Origin of the sequence: Hymenobacter jeollabukensis, assembly GCF_005771675.1 — a bacterium.
Taxonomy (GTDB): domain Bacteria; phylum Bacteroidota; class Bacteroidia; order Cytophagales; family Hymenobacteraceae; genus Solirubrum; species Solirubrum jeollabukense.
In genome coordinates, this window is sequence record NZ_VAJM01000005.1 from 47,712 (window position 1) to 66,383 (window position 18,672).

Here is an 18,672-nt window from a genome sequence, read left to right on the forward strand (position 1 = left end):
CGGCGGAGTTGGGCATAACGCCAAAGGTAGCCGCCGGCTTGGAAAAAGCCAGTTACCCGGCGGCCGCGTCGCGGCGGCGCTGCAGCAGCGGGTACAGCTGCTGCAACTGCGCATCGGCAGTGGTAGCCTGGGCCGCCGCTTTGGGTGGCAACTGGCCCTGTTTGGCCTGTTGCTCAAGCGCATCAAGCAGCTCGTGCAGCCGGGGCAGGCCGAAATAGGCCAGCTGGCCTTTGATGCGGTGCGCGAGGCTGGCGGCCAGCGCGGCGTCGGCTGCGGCCACGGCCGCCTGCAGCTGCTCGGCCAACGGGGGCACGTCGCGCAGGAAGGTGTCGATGATCTGGGCAATGAAGGCTTCGCTGCCGAAGGCTAGTTCTTCGAGCAGGGACCAGTCCGGTGCTTCGACGTTGGCGGCTGGCGGCACCGGCACTGCTGGCGTAGCATCGGTGGCCGGCACTGACGGTAGGTTCTCGGAGGGCGGGGCGGCGGCACGCGGCGTGGTGGCGCGGCCGGTGAAGCGGGCCAGCGTGGCGTAGAGCACGGCCGGGTCGAAGGGCTTGGGCAGGGTGTCGTTCATGCCGGCGGCCAGGGCCAGGGCGCGGTCTTCGGGCAGGGCCGAGGCGGTGAGGCCGATAATGGGCAGCGCGGCGGTATCGGGGAAGTGCAGGCGCAGCTGGCGGCTGGCCTCGTAGCCGTCCATTTCGGGCATCTGCACGTCCATCAGCACGGCGTCGAAGGCGGTGGCGGCGGCGGTTTCCACGGCCAGGCGGCCGTTGGCGGCCATGACGACCTGCACGTTCCAGGCTTCCAGGGTTTTGCGGGCCACCAGCTGATTCAGCTCGTTGTCTTCGGCCACCAGCACGCGCAAGGGCGGCGCGAAGGGCGTCAGCTCGACGGGCGCGTCGGAGGGCAGCTCGGCCGCGTCGGCCTCGGGGTAGGGCAGCTCGAAGAGGAAAGTGGAGCCCACGCCGACCTCGCTTTCCACCCAGAGGCGGCCGCCGTGCAGCTCCACCAGGTTGCGGGCAATGCTCAGACCCAGGCCGGTGCCGCCAAACTGCCGGGTGGTGCTGGTGTTGGCCTGCGAGAAGTCCTCGAAAATGGCGTCGAGCTTATCGGCCGGGATGCCGATGCCGGTGTCCTGCACCGCAAAGCGCACCCGCCATTGGTCCGCCTCCGGCCGGGCCGTCACGCGCACCGTCACGCTGCCCTGGGTGGTGAACTTGATGGCGTTGCCGATCAGGTTGACGAGCACCTGATTCAGGCGCACCGGGTCGCCCAGCACGGCCAGGGGCACCTCGGGCGCCAGCTCCAGGCGCAGCTGCAGGCCCTTGCTGGCGGTGGCAAACTCGAACATGCGCGCCACCCGCTGCAGCAGCCCGCGCAGGCCGAACGGGGTGCTTTCCAGTGTCAGCTTGCCGGCCTCGATTTTGGAGGAGTCGAGGATGTCGTTGATGATGGTGAGCAGGTTCTGCGAGGAGCCCTGAATGGCCGCCAGGTACTCCGTCTGCTCTGTATTGGTGGGCGTGCGCTGCAGCAGGTGCGTCAGGCCGATGACGGCATTCATCGGCGTGCGGATTTCGTGGCTCATGTTGGCCAAAAACTGCGCCTTGGCCCGGCGCGAGGCCTCGGCCGCGTCGCGGGCCACCACCAGGTCGGTGTTGATCTGCTCGATGTGGGCCTTCTGCTGACGCAGTTCCTGGGTCCGCTCGCGCACCGTCAGCTCCAGCTGCAGCTTCTGGCGGCGCAGCGTGGCCTCGCGGGTGCGGATGAAGGCCCATACGGCGGCGGCGGCAGCCAGCAGCAGCAGTGCGGCAAACCACCAGGTGCGCCAGAACGGGGTGGCAATGCCGAACGACAGCCGCGTCACGGCGCTCCAAGGCGCGGCGGGGTGCAGCCGGGCCCGCACTTCCAGCACGTAGCGGCCCGCGTCGAGGCGGGGAAACTGCGCTTCGGCCAGGCGGCTGGGGCGGCTCCAGGCGTCGTGGTAGCCGCGCAAGCGGTACTGGTACTGAACTTCCGTGGCACTGGTCAGGCTGATGCCACGGAAGTCGAAGGCCACGCGGTGTAGGCCAGCCGCCAGCGTACCAATGGCTTCGGGGCGGCGGGCTTCGCCGTCGACCTCGGCCCGCGCCACGGTGAGGCCGGCCAGCGTCGGGCGCGGGAAAAGGGCCGAATCGGCGGTGCTGAGGCAGAGCAGGCCGGCGCGGGTGGCCGTCCACACGGCCAGATTATGAGCATCTAAAGCAGCCAGGGGGAGCAGGTCGCGCACCAACAGGTTGGCGGGCGAAGTCACCGGCACGAAGCGCTTGGTCGCCGGATGAAAGGCGCTCAGACCATTACGATGCACGACCAGTAGCTGGTCGGGGTAGAAACGATTAGGAGCGTAGCGCGGGTCGTAGGTGCCGTGCGGGGCCTGGCCGTACCGGAAACGCGCCAGGGCGTAACAGTACATTGATGGCAAACCCTGGGCGCCGGTGTACTGGCGTAATTTGCCCCGTTCATAGCAAAACAGGCCCGCGCCCTCGGTCCCAATCCAGACGCGGCCGGCGCTGTCCTGGTCCAGGGCGCTGACGTCGAGGGCGCCGCTGGGGAAGCGGTGGTAGGCAAACCGCCCGCGCTGCCATACCGCCAACCCGGTGTCGTGGGTGCCGAACCACACGCGGCCTTCCCGGTCGCAGAGCAGGCTGTAAATGGTGTTGTGCAGCAGGCCGTTGGCGGTGGTATAATGCTGGGCGGGCTGGCGGGCGTCGGCGGGCAGGTAATAAGCGCCGTCGAGAGCGGTACCCACCCACAGGCTGCCGTCGGGCATGGCGGCCAAGGCAGTGGCGCGCAGGTTAGCGGGCAGACGCGGGAGGCGTTGCCAGTCGCCGCCGGGGCGCGTCAGCTCCCACACGCCCGCGCCGTCGGTGGCTACGCGGTAGCGCCCGGCCGGCCGCAGCGCGTCTTCGATGGCGGTAACCGGCGCCTGGGCAGGCAGCGGCGCCTCGGCAACCGATGGGCCGGACAATGGGTGAGCTACCGCGTCGGGCCGCAGCAAGCGCAACTGGCCGGCGGCCGTACCCGCGTAGGCGCTCCAGCCCGCGGTGCCGAGCACGGTGGGGGCGGAAAAGCTGGGCGGCTGGTAGGGATAGAGCGTAATGTGCCGGTCGGAGTGCCGCCACAGACCCTGCCCGGCCGTGCCCAGCCAGGCGTTGCCTTCCCGGTCTTCGAGCATGCACGTAATGTCCGGGACTTCCGTCAGGCGAAAACGGCGCTGATAATGATTGATGGCAGCCGTGTCAGCCGCCGGCAGGCCCGTGCGCGTCCGGAACCCGGCCGGTAACCCCGCGCCCTTGCGGACCGTCATAAACCGCTGCCCGTCCCAGCGCGACACGCCGCCCTGGTAGTGATTCACCCACAGCGTGTGCGTGGTTGAATCTTCAAAGAGCCGCGTGGCAAAGTCCTCGGCCAGGCCCTGCCGGGTGGTGAAGGTGACGAATTCGGTGCCGTCGTAGCGCACCAGGCCCTCGGCGGTGGCCACCCAGAGGGAGCCCTGCCGGTCCTGGTGCAGGGCGTAGACGAAGCTGGGCGCGAAGCCCTCGGCCGGGCCGAACTGCTTTAGCCAGTGCCGCTGCTGGGCGCGGGCCGGCATTAGCACGGCCCAAAGCAGCCCAATCAACAGCCCAAACCGCGCGCAGAAACGAATCATCGGGGCAAGATACGGCCGGGGCCGGGCGGCAGGCTGCGTTGGCGTTGAACCAGCGGCTGGGCTCGGTCAACGCCGCTGCCGCCTCGCCGACGCTGCCGGCTTAGCGGCGGATTTTCACGTCCACGTCGTAGCGGTACTTGGGCGGGCCGCCCAGCGGAATGGCGAAGAAGGGCAGGGCCGTGTCGTACTGGTCAGTCACGTAGAACACCAGGTCGTTGGCGGCGCGCGAGCGGCTGGTCAGCTGCATATCGATGGAGAGGCCGTGCTCCTTGGCGCTGACGGGGTGGGTGCTGCTGGCCCACTTGGTGTCGCCCGACACGGTGGCGTCGTGCCCGTTCTTGGCCACCGAGTACAGCTTGATGCCCAAATCGTCGTCGGCGTCAAAGTTGCTTTGCTTGATGCTGACCACGTGCTCGTTGATGAACGGGTAGAGGTGGGTCACGGCGTTGCGCTCGGGCGTGAGGCGAATGGCGTACTCGTAGGTGAAGGCGTTGCCGCCCTCCACGGCCACGTTCTGGCTGGGGCTGCTGCTCAGGAAAAAGCGGTAGAGGTTGCCGTCGTCGCCCTTTTTGCCCTGCACCACCACCTTGAACACGTAGCCCTGAAACTCGGGCACTAGCTCGCCCTCCAGCGGGTTGAGCGGGCCGAAGGTGTACCACTGGTTGTCCAGCTTGGCATCCTGGCCGAAGGTTACCGACTTCAGCGGCGTGCCGCTGCGCAGGCCAGCTTTGGGCTCGGGCGAGCGGGCGTCGGCGTTGGAGTGGGCGCCGGGGCCGCCGTAGAGGCTGAACTCGGTCTGGGTGTTCCAGCCGAACTTGGCCTCGTCGTGCTTGCCGCCGCAGTCGGGGTCGAACACGCGGATGTAGACGGGCTGGCGGCGCTCCTTGGGCACCAGGAAAAAGTACGTCGAGGTGAAATCGTCGTCGCCCCAGCTTTTATCGGCCTGCGCCCCGAAGGTGACGAGGTAGGCAATGTTTTCGCCGGGATTGGGCACGGCCTGGGCCCGGGCGGCCACCGGGCCGAGCAGCAGAAGAGCCAGCAGCAGCCGGCGCAGCGGGGGATTCAGCAACATAAGCGGCAAGATATGCCGGGGCGGGCATTTGCCCTATCCGGTGGGTAGCGCGCAGCTGCTGAACCCGTAGCGACCGGACCGGTACCGCCCGCCGCCGCGCCGGCCAACCCGGCGGGCCGTTTTCGCGTTGGCAAAGCCGCCGGCCCGCCGTACCTTGGGCGGGCCGAGTTGTTATCCTACCTGTCCGCTGCATTCGTTTCCGCCCGCCGATGGCTGCGTCCGCCCCGCTTCGTACCACTGAGTTTCTCGATCAGCTAACCCAGGCCGTAGCCGATGTGCGGCGGGTGACGCAGGAACGGTTCCGGCCGCTCAGCGAAGACCAGCTGAACCGCGGGCCGGCGCCCGGCAAGTGGAGCGTGGGCCAGTGCCTGGAGCACCTCAACATCATCGGCGGCCTGTATTTGCCGGTGATGAACCAGCGCCTGCGCCGGGCCCAGGAGCGCGGCACCCAGCCCGCCGAATTCGTCAAGAATGGCTACTTCGGCAAGAAGCTGACCGTGGCCATGCAGACGCCGGCTCGCGAAAAGCCGCTCCGCACGCCCCAGCAGTACGCGCCCAGCGGCTCGCGCCTGCCGCGCACCGTGGTGGAGGTATTCCTGCGCCAGCTCGACGACCTGAGCCACCAGCTGCAGGTGGCGCGCACCGTCAACGCCAACGCCGTGCGCATTCCGAATGCCATTGTGCCCCTGCTGCGCCTGCGCCTCACCGATCAGTTTGCCTTCCTCATTGCCCATTTGCAGCGCCACATCGCGCAGGCTGAGCGCGTGCTCGACAGCCGCTCGGTGAGCCGCTAGGGTTTGGCGGGGGCCAGCAGCCAGTAAGTGAGCGTGACGCTGGCGGCGCGGTGATATTGACGCAATTCGTCGGTTTTGGTGGCGGCGTAGAGGTTGCTGAGGCCCCAGCTGTACTGGGCCTGCGCCAGCCAGCGGCCGCGCTCATAGCCCAGGCCCGCGTTTAGGCCGTAGTCGAAGGTGCGGGGGCCGGAGGTCTGGAAGATGATGCCCGCGTAGCTCACCGGCGAGTCGTTGACCTGGGTGCCGAGGTAGTTGCCCTGCTCGTCGAACTGCTGGAACTCGGCGTGCTGGCGCCCGCCGACGCCGACGGAGCCGTAGGGCCCGGCAAATACCTGCAAGCCCCGGGCCGCGGCCGGGCTGTAGGCTAGGTGCAGCGGCACCTCCAGGTAGGTATAGCGCACCCGGGAGCTGCTGCTGGCCTCGACGGTGCGCTGGCCGGCCGTAAACGAGTACTTGCTGGAAGCCTGGCTGCCCCGGGTCGAGTACAGCAGCCCCGACTGCACGGCCACGCTGTGGTAGCGCAGCTGCGTCATCACGCCCAGCTGATACGCCGGCAGCGGCCTGACGCGGGCGCCGGCGGGCAGCGGCGCGGCCAGCTTCAGGGTGCTCAGCCCGGCGCCCACGCGCGGTCCGAAGGTGAATTGGGCCTGGGCCTGCGCCGCGGCGGGAAACAGCGCGGCGCTCAGCAGCACGGCGGCAATGGGGGAGAAGTGGGGCATTGGGAGCTTATGCATGGCGACAAGTGGAATACGCTGCCAAATAAGTGCGACGGTAGCAGAAGGCAAGCCCCGTTATCGGTAGCTGCATGACTTTTGAAAAGGGCTGGGTATAGTGGTTTTTGTTATTGTAGTTGGGGCTAACAATTTGATTGATAATTGATAATTGGTTGGGCGACAACAGCCGGGCGCTTATCGATCTGACGTCAGGATGAAGTAGAAAGGAGTTGTTTCAGGGAAAGGCGGGGTCGGCTGGCGGTTGGGCGAGTCTCCATTGGGCAAGCAAGCCGCCGGCGAAGAAGTCAGGCCCAACCGCCCAACGTCCCATTGCGCGCGGGCGTGAACGAGCAGGCCGGGGCGGTTATTTTATGGCCCGGTGCTTGAGTCAGGCCGTAATAAAAGCCGACGGGCCGCGTATGGAAACCGTGCCTCGTTCGCACCTATTGGTTGTAAATACCTTGCTTTGCCCATGCGTTTTTCCCTCCTGCTGATACCCTTCTGGCTTTTGCTGATGGTGCTGCCCTCCAACGCTTCCGCCCCGCCCGCCGGTGGCCCCTACGATGCCCAGTGGAAAAAAATCGATGCGCTGCTGGCCAAGGACCAGACCGAAGCGGCGCAGAAGCTGGTGCTCGACATTTACCAGAAAGCCCGAGCTGCCCGGCACACCGCCGACTACGTGCGCGCCCTGACCTACCGGCTGCACATCCTGGAGGAGCGCGAAGAAGACGCCGACGAGAAAGGCATCCAACTGCTCGAAGCCGACCTGCCCGCGGCCACGTTCCCGGCTCGCCCGCTGCTGCACTCCCTGCTGGCCGAGCACTACCACCAGTACCTTCGCCAGAACCGCTACCGCCTCTACGACCGCACCGCCGTGGCCCAACCCGCGCCGGAGCCAGCTTCAGACCCGAGTAACGACCCCAACCGCGCCGATATAGCCACCTGGGATGCCGCCCGCCTGGCCGCCCAGGTGGTGCGCCACTACCGCGCCTCGGTGGAAACCGACGCCGCCCGCCAGCAGCAGACCACGCTGCGCGAGCTGGGCCGCCTCGCCACCCCTGCCGATGCCGCCGGCGCCGCGCTGCGCCCCACGCTCTATGATTTGCTGACCCACCGCGCCATCGAGGGGCTGAACGACGACGAGCTGTACCTGACCAAGCCCGCCCAGCAGTTCCGCTTCACCGACCCCAAGCTGCTCGGCCCCGACGCGGAGTTTCTGGCCCTGCCGCTCACCGCCCCGGCCGCCGACTCGCTCAACGGCCCCTGGCACGCCCTGCGCCTCTGGCAGCAGCTCACGCGCTTTCATCAGGGCGGCACCCCGGCCGCCCGCGCCGACGTGGAACGGCGGCGCCTCGCCTTCGTGTATCAGCACGCCGCTTTCCCCAACAAGCACACTGCCTACGACGCGGCCCTGCGCCGCGCCCAGGGGGCCTACGAAGCCCTGCCCGCCTGGGCTGATTTTCAGGCCGACCGGGCCGAGCTGGCCCAGCGCCGCAACCAGTTGACGCAAGCCGCCGAGCTGGCCAAGGCCGCCGGGCAGCGCTTCCCCAAATCGGTGGGGGCGGGGCGGGCCCAGCAGCTGCTGAACCAACTGGAGCGGCCCGAACTGAGCGTGCAGACCCAGGAAGTGCAGCTGCCCGGGCAGGCCATGCTGCTCAGCGTGCAGTACCGCAACCTCACCCGCGCCCACGGCTTTGCCTGGCGCATTCCGGCCGCGGCGGTGCTGCGCGAAGCCACCGGCCAGCGCGGCACCGAGCTGCCCAAAGCCTACGCCCGCCAGCTGGCCGCCAAGCCCGCCGCCGAGTGGGCCCTGGCCCTGCCCGGCCCCGCCGACTACAAAAGCCACCGCGCCGAGCTGGCCGGCCCCGTACTACCTGCCGGGCACTACCTGGTCGTCATCAGCACCGCCGACAGCCAGCCGACCAAAACCCGCGCGGGCGTGACGACCACCTACGCCTTCGTGTCGGTGAGCGAGCTGGCGGCGGTACACCGCGCCGCGCCGGCCGGCGGCACCGACCTCTGGACCCTGAACCGCCGCACGGGCCAGCCCAACGGCGGCGTACAGGTGCAGCCCTGGTACCAACTCTACGACAACGGCAAGTGGCAGTACGCCGCCGGTCCGGCCCAGCCCACGGCCGCCGACGGCCACCTCACCGTGCCCGCCGACCAGGGCCAGCGCCGCTACATGCGCGCCGTGCTGCTCAGCCAGGGCCGCGACTCGCTGGTGCTGGCCGAGGGCTTCAACGGCTACCGCCCGCCCCTGGAAGCGGAGCCGCGCGTGCCGCGCCGGGCGTTCATTTATACCGACCGCGCCATCTACCGCCCCGGCCAGACCTTGTACTTCAAGGGCATTGTGGTGCAGCCGCAGAACGGGCGCAGCGCCGTGGTGAAAAGCCTGCCGGTGCGCCTGCGCCTGCTCGACGTGAACAGCCAGCAGGTGCTGGAGCTGCCCTTTACCACCTCCGATTACGGCTCCTTCCACGGCGAGCTGACCTTGCCCGGCGGCCTGCTCAACGGCGAAATGCGGCTGGTGGCGGTAACCCAAGACGGCGGCAACGACGAGCAGCTCGGCGACCAGGGCTTCGCGGTGGAAGACTACAAACGCCCGACCTTCTTCGTGACCCTCGACCCGGTGCTGGGCACGCCCAAGCTCGGCGACACGCTGTCGGTGCGCGGCACGGCCACGGCCTACGCCGGTCCGGCCGTGGATGGGGCCACGGTGCAGTACCGGGTGGTGCGCCGCACGGTGTGGCCGATGTTTGGCTGGCTGGCGCTGGACTTCGGCTTCGGAGGGGAGCGGGGCGGCGGTGGCCGGCCCTACCTGCCTGGCCGCGGCGGCGAGCAGCAGATTGCCAGCGGCACGACCGAAACCGACGCGCAGGGCCATTTCCGCATCAGCTTCACCGCTACTGCGCCCGACGAAACGCTGAACGACGACCCCAACCCCGACGACGAGGGTTACTGGCCGCGCCCGGGCCGGCCGACCTACGTGTTCGACGTGACGGCCGACGTGACCGACCCCAACGGCGAAACCCGCTCGGCCCAGCGCGGCGTGAGTTTGGGCGGCGCCCCGCTCAACCTCACGCTGAGCGGCCCCCGCGAAGTCAATCAGCAAGAGCCCGAGGGCTTCACCCTGCGCAGCCAGAACGCCACCGGTGAAACCGTGCCCGCCGCCGGCACCGTGCGCCTCTACCAGCTCACGCCGCCCGCCCGGGTGCTGCACCCGCGCTTCGGCCCGCGCCCCGACCAGCCCGGCCTGTCCCGCGAGGAGCACGCCCAACTGTTTCCGCACGAGCCCTGGCTGCGCGAAGCCGACGCCGATACCTGGCCCAAGCGCCTGGTGGGCGAGTGGCCCTTCGACACCAAGCAAACCGGCGCCCTGCCCGAGGTGGCCAAGGCCCTGGCCGCCCAGGCGCCCGGAGCCTACCTGCTCGAAGCCGAAAGCCGCACCGGCGCCGACACCGCCCGGGCCCGCCTCGGCTTCACGCTCTATAACCCCACAGCCGCCCAGTTGCCGCTGCCCTTGCCCGCCTGGCTTACCGCCGTGCACGATTCGGTGGCGCCCGGGCAGGCCGCCCAGGTGCTGCTCGGCACCGGCTTCGACGAGGCCACGCCGGCCCGGCTGGAAGTGGAAAGCCGCGGCCAGCTGCTGCGCGCCGAATGGCTGACCCTGCGCCGGGAGCAGCGACTCTTCAGCCTGCCCACCTTGGCCGGCCAGACGGGCCCGCTGTACGTGCGCCTGATGCTGGTGCACGACGGCCGCTTCTACCAGCAAGAAGCCACCATCCAGGTGGCCGAGCCGCCCCGCCCGCTGGCTCTCGACATCAGCACCTTCCGCGACAAGCTGCAGCCCGGCGAAAAGGAAACCTGGCGCGTGACCATCCGCAACAGCCAGGGCAAGCCCGCCGAGGCCGAGCTGCTGGCCACGCTCTACGACCAGTCGCTGGACTACTTCCGCCCGCACGCCTTCCAGCGGCCCGAGCTGACGCCGCCCTACTTCGGGGAGCGGTTCGGCTGGAGCGGCCGCTTCGGCGCGGCGCAGTGGGAAACGCTGTTTGCGGAGTTTGCGGGTAAGCCCGTTGGCGCGGACTCTTATACCTACCCCGAGCTGCGGTTGGATTACTGGGAATGGCGGGAGTTGGAGAAAAACATCCGACGTCTGCCAACAAAAGTTGTAGCGGACGAAAAAGCAGTTGTAGGATACGGCCGTGCCAACACCGTTTTACGAGGCCGCGCTGCCGGCGTCCAAATGGAAATGGCCGCTGCACCCGCACCAATGATGGCGAAGTCCATGTCCGCCAACCAGAAGGCCGCGGGGCTGATGGATGTGACCAATGCTGCCCTGAACGAGGTCGTCACCGTCGGCTACGGCACGCCCAAGCCGGCGGCCGACCTCAGCGCCGTGCCCGTTCGCTCCGACTTCCGCGAAACGGCTTTCTGGCAGCCCGCCGTGCGCACCAATGCCCAGGGCGAAGTGGTGCTGGAATTCCAGATGCCCGAAGCCGTGACGCGCTGGCAGCTGCTGGCCCTGGCCCACACGCCCGACCTGCAAACCGGCCTGCTGGCCCGGCAGCTCGTCACCCAGAAGCAGCTGATGGTGACGCCCAACGCCCCGCGCTTCTTCCGCGAGGGTGACCAGCTGCGCCTGACCGCCAAAATCAGCAGCCTCGCCGCCCAGGCCCTCAGCGGCACCGCCCAGCTGCAGCTCCTCGACGCGCGCACCAACCAGCCCCTCGATGCGCAGCTGCTGAAAAGCCCCGCGCAGGTAACCTTTAGCGTGGCCGCCAGCCAGAGCACCACCGTGGGCTGGGACGTGGCCATTCCGGCCGACCAGGCCGTGCCGCTCGAAGCCGTGACCTACCGCGTGGTGGCTTCGGCTCAGGTGCCGGTTGACGGTAAGGAGTTGTCAGGCAAGGAGAAAAAGGCCCGTCGCAAGGCTAAAAAGTCGACAACTGCCAACCGGCAACTGACAACTCTTTCCGACGGCGAGGAAAACACGCTGCCGGTGCTGCCCAACCGCCTGCTCGTCACCGAAGCCCTGCCGCTGACGGTGCGCGGGGCCGGCACCCGCACCTTTGAGCTGAAGAAGCTCACCAGCACGACCTCGGCCACCCGCCGCAACCAGAGCCTGACGCTGGAGCTGACCAGCAACCCCGCCTGGTACGCCGTGCAGGCCCTGCCCTACCTGATGGAGTACCCCTACGAGTGCTCGGAGCAGACCTTCTCGCGCCTCTACGCCAACCTGCTGGCCGCCCGCATCCTGCAGGCAAACCCGCTGATTCGCCCGGTGCTGGCGGAGTGGAAAAAGGCCGCCGCCTCGGGCGACAAAACGGCCTTCCGCTCCAAGCTGGAGCAGAACCAGGAGCTGAAAAACCTGCTGCTGCAGGAAACGCCCTGGGTGCGCGACGGGCAAACCGATACCGAGCGCATGCGCCGCCTCGCCGACCTCTTCGACGACGCCCGCCTGCAGGCCGAAACCCAGCGCGCCGTGCAGAAGCTGCTGGAAATGCAAAGCCCCAGCGGCGCCTTCCCGTGGTTCAAGCAGATGCCCGACAACCGCTACATCACCCAGCTCATCGTGGCCGGCTTCGGCAAGCTGCGCCAGCTCGGCGCCTTCGATGCCACGCAGGACGAGCGCACCCGCGACCTGCTGCAGCGCGCCACCGCCTACCTCGACCGGGAGCTGCAGCAGGACTACGACCGGCTGCGCAAAACCAAGGGCGTGAAGCTCACCGACGACCACCTCGGCGACGACGCGCTGCACGCCCTCTACGCCCGCACTTACTGGCTGAATGAGCTGCCGGTGGCCAAGGCGGCCCAAGCGGCCCACGCCTACTACCGCGGCCAGGCCGCGCAGTACTGGCCCAAGCGCAGCCGCTACCTGCAGGGCATGGCTGCCCTGACGCTGCACCGCTTCCAGGGCGGGCAGTCCGACAAAAACGTGCCCGCGCTCATCATCGAAGCCCTGCGCCAGAACGCGGTGCGCTCCGAGGAGCTGGGCCTGTACTGGAAGGACGTGCGCGCCGGCTACTACTGGCAACAGGCGCCCGTCGAAACCCAGAGCCTGCTCATCGAAGCCTTCCACGAAGTCGTGGGCGATGAGCAGTCGGTGGAGGAAATGAAGCTGTGGCTGCTGAGCCACAAGCGCACCCACAACTGGGAAAGCACCCGCGCCACCGCCGACGCCTGCTACGCCCTGCTGCTGCAAGGCTCCCGCAACTGGCTGGAACCGGCCAAGCCGCTGCAAGTCAGCCTGGGCTCGACGAAAATTAACACCACCGAGGGCGCCGAAGCCGGTTCGGGCTACGTGAAGCGCAGCTTCCCCGCCGCCGAGGTACGCGCCGACATGGGCCAGGTGACGGTGCAGAAAACCGACGCCGGCGTAGCCTGGGGCGGGCTGTACTGGCAGTACTTCGAGCAGCTCGACAAGATTACCGCCGCCGACAACGCTCCGCTCACCCTCACCCGCCAGCTTTTCCGCGAAACGCCCGGCGCCAGCGGCCCCGTCCTCACGCCCCTCACGGCCGGCGCGCCGCTGCGGGTCGGGGAGGTGCTGGTGGTGCGCCTCACGCTCAAGACCGACCGGGAGCTGGAGTACGTGCACCTAAAGGATGCCCGCGCCGCCGGCCTGGAGCTCATCGGCCAGACCTCGGGCTACCGCTACCAGCAGGGCCTGGGCTACTACGAAAGCCCCCGCGACGCGGCCACCAACTTCTTCCTCGACCAACTGCCCCGCGGCAGCCACGTGTTCGAGTACCGCCTGCGCGCTTCCCTGGCCGGCGACTATAGCTCCGGCATCAGCCAGGTGCAGTGCATGTACGCCCCCGAATTCACTAGCCACTCCGCCGGGCAGCGCCTGCGCATCGGGGCGCAATAACCCAAACGGTCGTGGCGGGCGGAGCGAAACCTCGGGGCTGGTCCGTTGCTCCGGGTGTCTCGCTCCGCCCGACATGATAAACCGGGTGCCCATCCATCTTCGTTTTCCATGACCATCCACTATCTGCACCAGATGGCCGCGCACCCGAAGCTGCGCCGCTGGACCAACGAGGGGCTGACGCTGCCCGCCATTGAGGCTCTGGAGGTCGAGTACAACCAGGGCCGGCCATTTCCGCAGGCTTACTGCGAGTTTCTGTACCTGGGCGGCGGCCACTGCAACCTCGAAGACCTTGACATAGGCCTGGGCTACGCGTGGCTGCAGACTAGGGCCCGGGCCCGCCTGCGGGAATACGGGCAGCAAATCGAGCGGCCGTTCTGGGTGACGGACCAGCTGGACGGCTGCGAGCAGTTCGGCTTCATTTACCTCGACGAAGACCAGCCCGACCCGACGCCTTACTACTGCATGCCCGCCTACGTGGCCGAGGGCGAGCCGCTGATTCAACCCTTGCCCCAGCAGCCCTTCAGCCGCTTCATCGACGAGTGCGTGGCGCGCTCCGTCATTACCGACGAGCACCTGCGCCGCTGAACGCGGCCGGGGAAGGCGCCGTTGGCCGGGCAAGGGCTTAGCCGGGTGAGGACCGCGTTTCGGTGACTCCTCGCGCCATGATGAAACTCCGCAAACAAAAAAACAGGAAGCGGCTGAGGGCTATTTAGTTGGCTGAGGCCCGCTGAACCCATGTTGGGACAGGTATTGCATGATTCCGGGGTTGAATTTCCCGGCCGGGGCTGGTACTTTCGCAGTTCGGTTGATTATTCCCTGGAGGATTGCTGATGTTACGAACCGCTTTTTGCACGGCCGCGCTGGCCGTAATTGCGCTAACTGCCCAGGCTCAAAAGGGCCTTAAATCCACCGTTCAGGCCGGTAAGGCCGTGGACACTTCCGGTAAAGCCGTCATTCCGGTAGGCCCCGTGCTGGCCGGCGAAGAAAAGCTGAGCGCCCAGGAGCGCGCCGAGCGCACCTTCCTGATGCCGCCGCGCAAGAAAATGCCCTCAGTGCAGCCCGCCCCGCCGCACCCCGACCCCACGAGCGGCGCCGTCGCCATCGGCCCGCCCACGGTGGCGGAAATGGCCGCCGAAGAAGCCGCCAAAGCCGAGGCTGCCAAGCCGGCCACTACCACGCACCGCTCGTCGGCACGGCGCCACCGCTCCTCGGCCTCGCACCGCAGCAGCCGGAAGAAAACGGTGACCAAGAAAAAGACCTCCAGCTCGAAAAAGAAGTCTTCGGCGCGCCGCCGCCGCTAAGCTTCAGCGCCAGCTGCCATATAAAAAAGCGACGTCCCGGCCCGGGGCGTCGCTTTTTTATAGTGGATACTGACAGGCGGCCCGCTCACTACTGCAGGGCCATGCCATAAAAAAAGCGCAGCCCCGGAAGGAGCTGCGCCGCAAAGCAACAGGAGTAAAGCCCAGGCCGGCAGGAAGCGCGCTACGCGTTCTGCGGCATCAGGCGCACCACCAGCCCGTCGAGGCGCTCGGTGATGCGGATCTGGCAGGAGAGACGGCTGCCCTGCGACATGATGGGCAGGGATTCCAGCATGGCCATTTCGTCGTCGGAGGGCTCGGGCAGCTCGGGGCCGGCCAGCACCTCCACGTGGCAGGTGCCGCACAGGGCCATGCCCCCGCAGGTGGCCTGGATGTCGTAGCCCGAGGCCTTCATCACTTCCATCAGGCTCAGGCCCATATCGGTGGGGGCGACCAGCTCGGTGCGCTGGCCCGGCGCGTCCTCCACGTACACGCGTACTTCGTCGGTCATAGTTGTTGAGTTGTCGGTTGTCCGTTGCGAGTTGTCAGGCTAGGCATCAGCACAAACGGACAACTGACAACCCGCAACGGACAACTCAAATTACAGCGTCGGTACTCCGTTGACGGTGGTGTACTTCAGCACGTATTTTTTGTCGGGGTAGATGTGCTTGTAGGCGCCCTGGGCCATCAGCGCAGCCTCGTGGAAGCCGCAGAGGATGAGCTTGAGCTTGCCCGGGTAGGTGTTGATGTCGCCGATGGCGTACACGCCGGGCACCGAGGTCGAGTAGTCCAGCGTATTCACCTTCACCGCGTCGTCTTCCAACTCCAGGCCCCACTCGCCGATGGGCCCCAGCTTGGGCGTGAGGCCGAACAGCGGAATGAACGACTCCACGGCCAGGGTGCGGGCGGTGCTGTCGTTGGCGGTGATGGTCACGGCTTCCAGCGCGTCGGGGCCGTGCACGTGGGTCACGTTCGAGCTGAGCACCAGGTTTACCTTGCCCGCGTCGTGCAGGGTTTTCACCTTCTCGGCCGAGTCGGCGGCGCCGCGGAAAGTGGTGCCGCGGTGCACCAGCGTCACCTCCTTGGCCACGTTGGCTAGGAAGATGGTCCAGTCCAGGGCCGAGTCGCCGCCGCCGGCAATGACGATGCGCTGGTCGCGGAAGGTTTCCGGGTCTCGCACCATGTAGTACACGCCCTTGCCGCCCTCGTAGTTTTCCAGGCTTTCGATGGCGGGCTTGCGCGGCTCAAACGAGCCCAGGCCGCCGGCAATGCAAATGGCCTTGCAGTGAATCACGGTGCCGTCCACGGTGGTCAGGTGGAAGGTGCCGTCCTCCAGCTTCTCGAACTTCTCCACCCGCTCGCCCAGCGTGAAGGTGGGGTGGAAGGGCTCGATCTGGCGCATCAGGTTCTGAATCAGGTCGCCGGCCAGCACCTCGGGGTAGCCCGGAATGTCGTAGATGGGCTTCTTCGGGTAGATTTCGGAGAGCTGGCCGCCCACCTGGGGCAGCGCGTCGACGACGTGGCAGCGGAGCTTGAGCAGGCCGGCTTCGAACACGGCAAACAGCCCCACGGGGCCGGCGCCGATGATGCAGATGTCAGTGGAAATGGTAGGGTGCATTACGGGGGTAAAACGGTCAGCGGAGCGCGGCTGCGGGAAAGCGGCGCCGTCAGAATCAGGCTGATAACCACCGCCGGGGGCAAGAGGTTGCCGACAGCCTGCAAACGGTGGGCAAAGGTACGCCAGCCGGCCCAAACGCACACGAAGCGGCCTGCTGAAAGGCTAACGCTGGTTTCTGCAAGCAATCAGACTTTCTATATTGCGCCTCAGAAGAATACGAAAAGCAGATGAAATATTGTAAACACGTTTATCTTGTTCAATGTAAACTTGTTTACGAAAGAATTGAGACTGAAATTCAACAGACACCAAAAAGCCGGCGCGGGAAACTCCCGCGCCGGCTTTTCAATTAACGAGCCTGGCTGCTAGTAGCGGCCGCGGCGGTCATTGTCGCGGCGGCTGCGGTCGTTGTGGTCGTCTTCGTCGTTCCAGCCGCGGCCGTATTGGCTGCTGCGGTCTGAGTTGGTGCGGTTGCCGTAGCCCCGGTCCATGTCGGTGTCGTAGTCGCTGTGGCGGCCGTAGGTCGCCGAATCGTAGGAGCCGTAGGACGAGCCGTACGAGGAATTATCGCGGCCCGACATACCCGAATTCATGCCCGACATGCCGCGGCTGCCGCGGTCCGTGTCCATGTCGTCGTTGCGGCCGCGGCGGCCCGAGCCGCGGCCCTGGTAGTCGTCGGTGTTGTCGTAGCTGTTGCGGCCGTAGGAGTTCGATGAGCCGTAGGACGAGCTGCCCCGGCCGTACGAGGCCGAACGGTCGTCGCGCTCGGAGGAGTCACTGCCGTAGCCGTTGCCCATGCCGCCGCGCCGCGACGAGGAGTAGTTCGTGCTGCCGTAGCCGTCGTAGTCCATGTCGGCGTTGCTGCGGCTCATGCCCGCGTTCATGCCGCGCGACGAATCCCGGTCGTACGACGAGGAGCCGCCGCGGTACTCGTCGCGGTCCATGCCCGACGACATCGAGCTGCCGCGGCCCGAGGAGCCGTAGCCGTAATCCGTCGAATAGCTGCCGCGCCGGTCGTTATCCATGCCGCTGCGGCCGTAGTCGGAGCGGCCCATGTTGTTTTGCATGCCCCGGCCGCTGCGGTAGTCCTCGCGGTCCAGGCCCGAGTTCATGCCCGACATGCCCATGCCGGACATGCCCGAGCCCGTACGGCGGCCGGCCGAATAGTCGCGGTCCGCGTAGTCGTCATAAGATGCCGACATGCCCGAGCGGGAGCCTCGGTCCTGGGCGTCGTAAGGCGCCGAATTCCGACCGGCGCGGTCCTCGTCGCCCGAGCGGTTGCTCCAGTTCTGCTGATTGCGGCCGCGGTTGTCGTAGCGGTCCTCGTCGCGGTGCTGATTGTAATTTGCCATGGATGGGAATGGGTTTTGGTTTGGGCAATTATGTACTAGCCGGATTTTCGAAAAGTTATTGTCGAGCTGAAGAATCGGGCCGGGGCGGCTGGCGCGGGCGAAGTCCTATTGAGGCCGGGAAAGTCACCATAACATCCACGGAGTAATTTTGCGTATAAGAAGCTTGTCCGTCAACTGATTCACAGTCAATGTCCAGTAAATATTTTCACGACATTCCTGCGGACCTGCCCGAAGCGGAGCAGGCCGCCCGGCACAAACGGCAGAACCACGCCGAGTGGGGTATTGCCGTGGCTGCCCTGGGCGGCACCCGACCAAGTGCCGCCATCCTCACCGAACTCCAGCGCTACATCGACGGCGAATTGACTATCGAAGAACTGGCCGGCCTGGGCCACCCGCCCCGGCCCGAAACCAAGGCCTTCGAAGCCGTGGTGCAGCGCGAACGACTAAGCCGAGCCGCCTGACCAGCCGGCTTCGCCCTCACATACAAAAAAGCCCGCCGAAGCTTCGGCGGGCTTTTTTATGGTTTGAAGCCTCGACAGGCACAGCCGGCGGCGCGGGGCTACAACCGGATGAGCTTGTGCTTGAGCGCGTACTGAATCAGGCCGATGATGGACTTGCTCTTGGTCTTGGTGAAGATGTTGCGGCGGTGCGTTTCCACGGTCCGCTCGCTGATGAACAGTTTTTCGGCAATGGCGGCGTTGGAATACTCGCCCGCAATGAGCTGCAGGATTTCCCGCTCGCGGGCGGTAAGCGAAGCCGGCTGCTCGGCCGCGTCGCGGGCGGCGGGCACGTCCAGGTTTTCGAGCAGGGTGGCGCCCACTTCGGCGTTGAAGTAGGTGCGCCCGGCGGCCACCCGGCGCACGGCGTCCGTCAGCTCGTGGGCGGTGGTGTTCTTGAGCAGGTAGCCCGCGCCGCCGGCGGCCAGCACTTCCTGCACCGAGGTGTGGTCGTGAAACATGCTGAGCACGATGATGCGCACGGCCGGGTGGGCCGCCCGGATGGCCTGCGTGAGCTGCACGCCCGACATCTGCGGCATGTTCAGGTCGACCACGGCCACGCGTACTTCGGGGTGGGCCGCCAGCTGCCGCAGGGCCTCCACGCCCGAGCTGGCCGTGGCCGCAATGCGCAGATCGGGCTCGTTCTGCAGCAGCACCCGCACGCCTTCAAGCACCAGCTGGTGGTCGTCGACGAGCAACACCGGGATGGTGTCGGGGGGAGGAGAGGTGGCGGGGGCGGAGGACATGGGGCGCGGCGGAGAAAGAGGTT

Annotated in this window: 12 protein-coding genes; 5 read left to right on the top strand and 7 right to left on the bottom strand. The window is 67.2% G+C overall.

Going from position 1 to position 18,672, the window contains the following annotated elements; translation table 11 throughout:
* Positions 1 to 52: 52 nt before the first annotated feature.
* Complete coding sequence (locus tag FDY95_RS12410) at positions 53 to 3,685, bottom strand: hybrid sensor histidine kinase/response regulator (protein ID WP_138078094.1); 3,633 nt, start codon at positions 3,683 to 3,685, stop codon at positions 53 to 55.
* A 100-nt stretch (positions 3,686 to 3,785) separates the two neighbouring features.
* The gene (locus FDY95_RS12415; protein WP_138078095.1) at positions 3,786 to 4,757 is read right to left on the bottom strand and encodes a hypothetical protein; all 972 of its coding nucleotides are present in this window, start codon (positions 4,755 to 4,757) and stop codon (positions 3,786 to 3,788) included.
* Between the two features lie 209 nt (positions 4,758 to 4,966).
* On the opposite strand from FDY95_RS12415, the gene FDY95_RS12420 reads away from it, so the two are divergent.
* Complete coding sequence (locus tag FDY95_RS12420; protein WP_138078096.1) at positions 4,967 to 5,551, top strand: DinB family protein; 585 nt, start codon at positions 4,967 to 4,969, stop codon at positions 5,549 to 5,551.
* Here FDY95_RS12420 and FDY95_RS12425 read toward each other — a convergent pair.
* A complete protein-coding gene (locus FDY95_RS12425; protein ID WP_138078097.1) occupies positions 5,548 to 6,285 on the bottom strand; it encodes a porin family protein in 738 nt (245 codons plus the stop codon). The two genes, FDY95_RS12420 and FDY95_RS12425, sit on opposite strands and share 4 nt — an antisense overlap.
* Before the next feature lie 451 nt (positions 6,286 to 6,736).
* Between FDY95_RS12425 and FDY95_RS12430 the strand changes: the two genes are divergently transcribed.
* The 3 genes from FDY95_RS12430 (at position 6,737) to FDY95_RS12440 (ending at position 14,442) form a co-directional block, all read left to right on the top strand.
* A complete protein-coding gene (locus FDY95_RS12430; protein ID WP_138078098.1) occupies positions 6,737 to 13,141 on the top strand; it encodes an alpha-2-macroglobulin family protein in 6,405 nt (2,134 codons plus the stop codon).
* A 108-nt stretch (positions 13,142 to 13,249) separates the two neighbouring features.
* The gene (locus FDY95_RS12435) at positions 13,250 to 13,726 is read left to right on the top strand and encodes a hypothetical protein (RefSeq protein ID WP_138078099.1); all 477 of its coding nucleotides are present in this window, start codon (positions 13,250 to 13,252) and stop codon (positions 13,724 to 13,726) included.
* A gap of 245 nt (positions 13,727 to 13,971) precedes the next feature.
* Positions 13,972 to 14,442, top strand: a complete 471-nt coding sequence (locus FDY95_RS12440; protein WP_138078100.1) for a hypothetical protein — start codon at positions 13,972 to 13,974, stop codon at positions 14,440 to 14,442.
* Between the two features lie 181 nt (positions 14,443 to 14,623).
* On the opposite strand, the gene FDY95_RS12445 is transcribed toward FDY95_RS12440, so the two are convergent.
* The 3 genes from FDY95_RS12445 to FDY95_RS12455 form a co-directional block, all read right to left on the bottom strand.
* Entirely contained in the window at positions 14,624 to 14,950 is a 327-nt protein-coding gene (locus FDY95_RS12445) for a 2Fe-2S iron-sulfur cluster-binding protein (protein WP_111478403.1), read from the bottom strand.
* Positions 14,951 to 15,040: 90 nt separating this feature from the next.
* Entirely contained in the window at positions 15,041 to 16,057 is a 1,017-nt protein-coding gene (locus FDY95_RS12450) for an NAD(P)/FAD-dependent oxidoreductase (RefSeq protein WP_138078101.1), read from the bottom strand.
* A gap of 362 nt (positions 16,058 to 16,419) precedes the next feature.
* The gene (locus tag FDY95_RS12455; protein ID WP_138078102.1) at positions 16,420 to 17,406 is read right to left on the bottom strand and encodes a hypothetical protein; all 987 of its coding nucleotides are present in this window, start codon (positions 17,404 to 17,406) and stop codon (positions 16,420 to 16,422) included.
* 188 nt (positions 17,407 to 17,594) lie between these two features.
* On the opposite strand from FDY95_RS12455, the gene FDY95_RS12460 reads away from it, so the two are divergent.
* Positions 17,595 to 17,867 carry a hypothetical protein gene (locus FDY95_RS12460; RefSeq protein ID WP_138078103.1) on the top strand — a complete coding sequence of 91 codons (273 nt, stop codon included), beginning with the start codon at positions 17,595 to 17,597 and terminating at the stop codon, positions 17,865 to 17,867.
* 98 nt (positions 17,868 to 17,965) lie between these two features.
* On the opposite strand, the gene FDY95_RS12465 is transcribed toward FDY95_RS12460, so the two are convergent.
* Positions 17,966 to 18,649, bottom strand: coding sequence for a response regulator transcription factor (locus FDY95_RS12465; protein ID WP_138078104.1), 684 nt, complete (start codon positions 18,647 to 18,649; stop codon positions 17,966 to 17,968).
* Between the last annotated feature and the right edge of the window lie 23 nt (positions 18,650 to 18,672).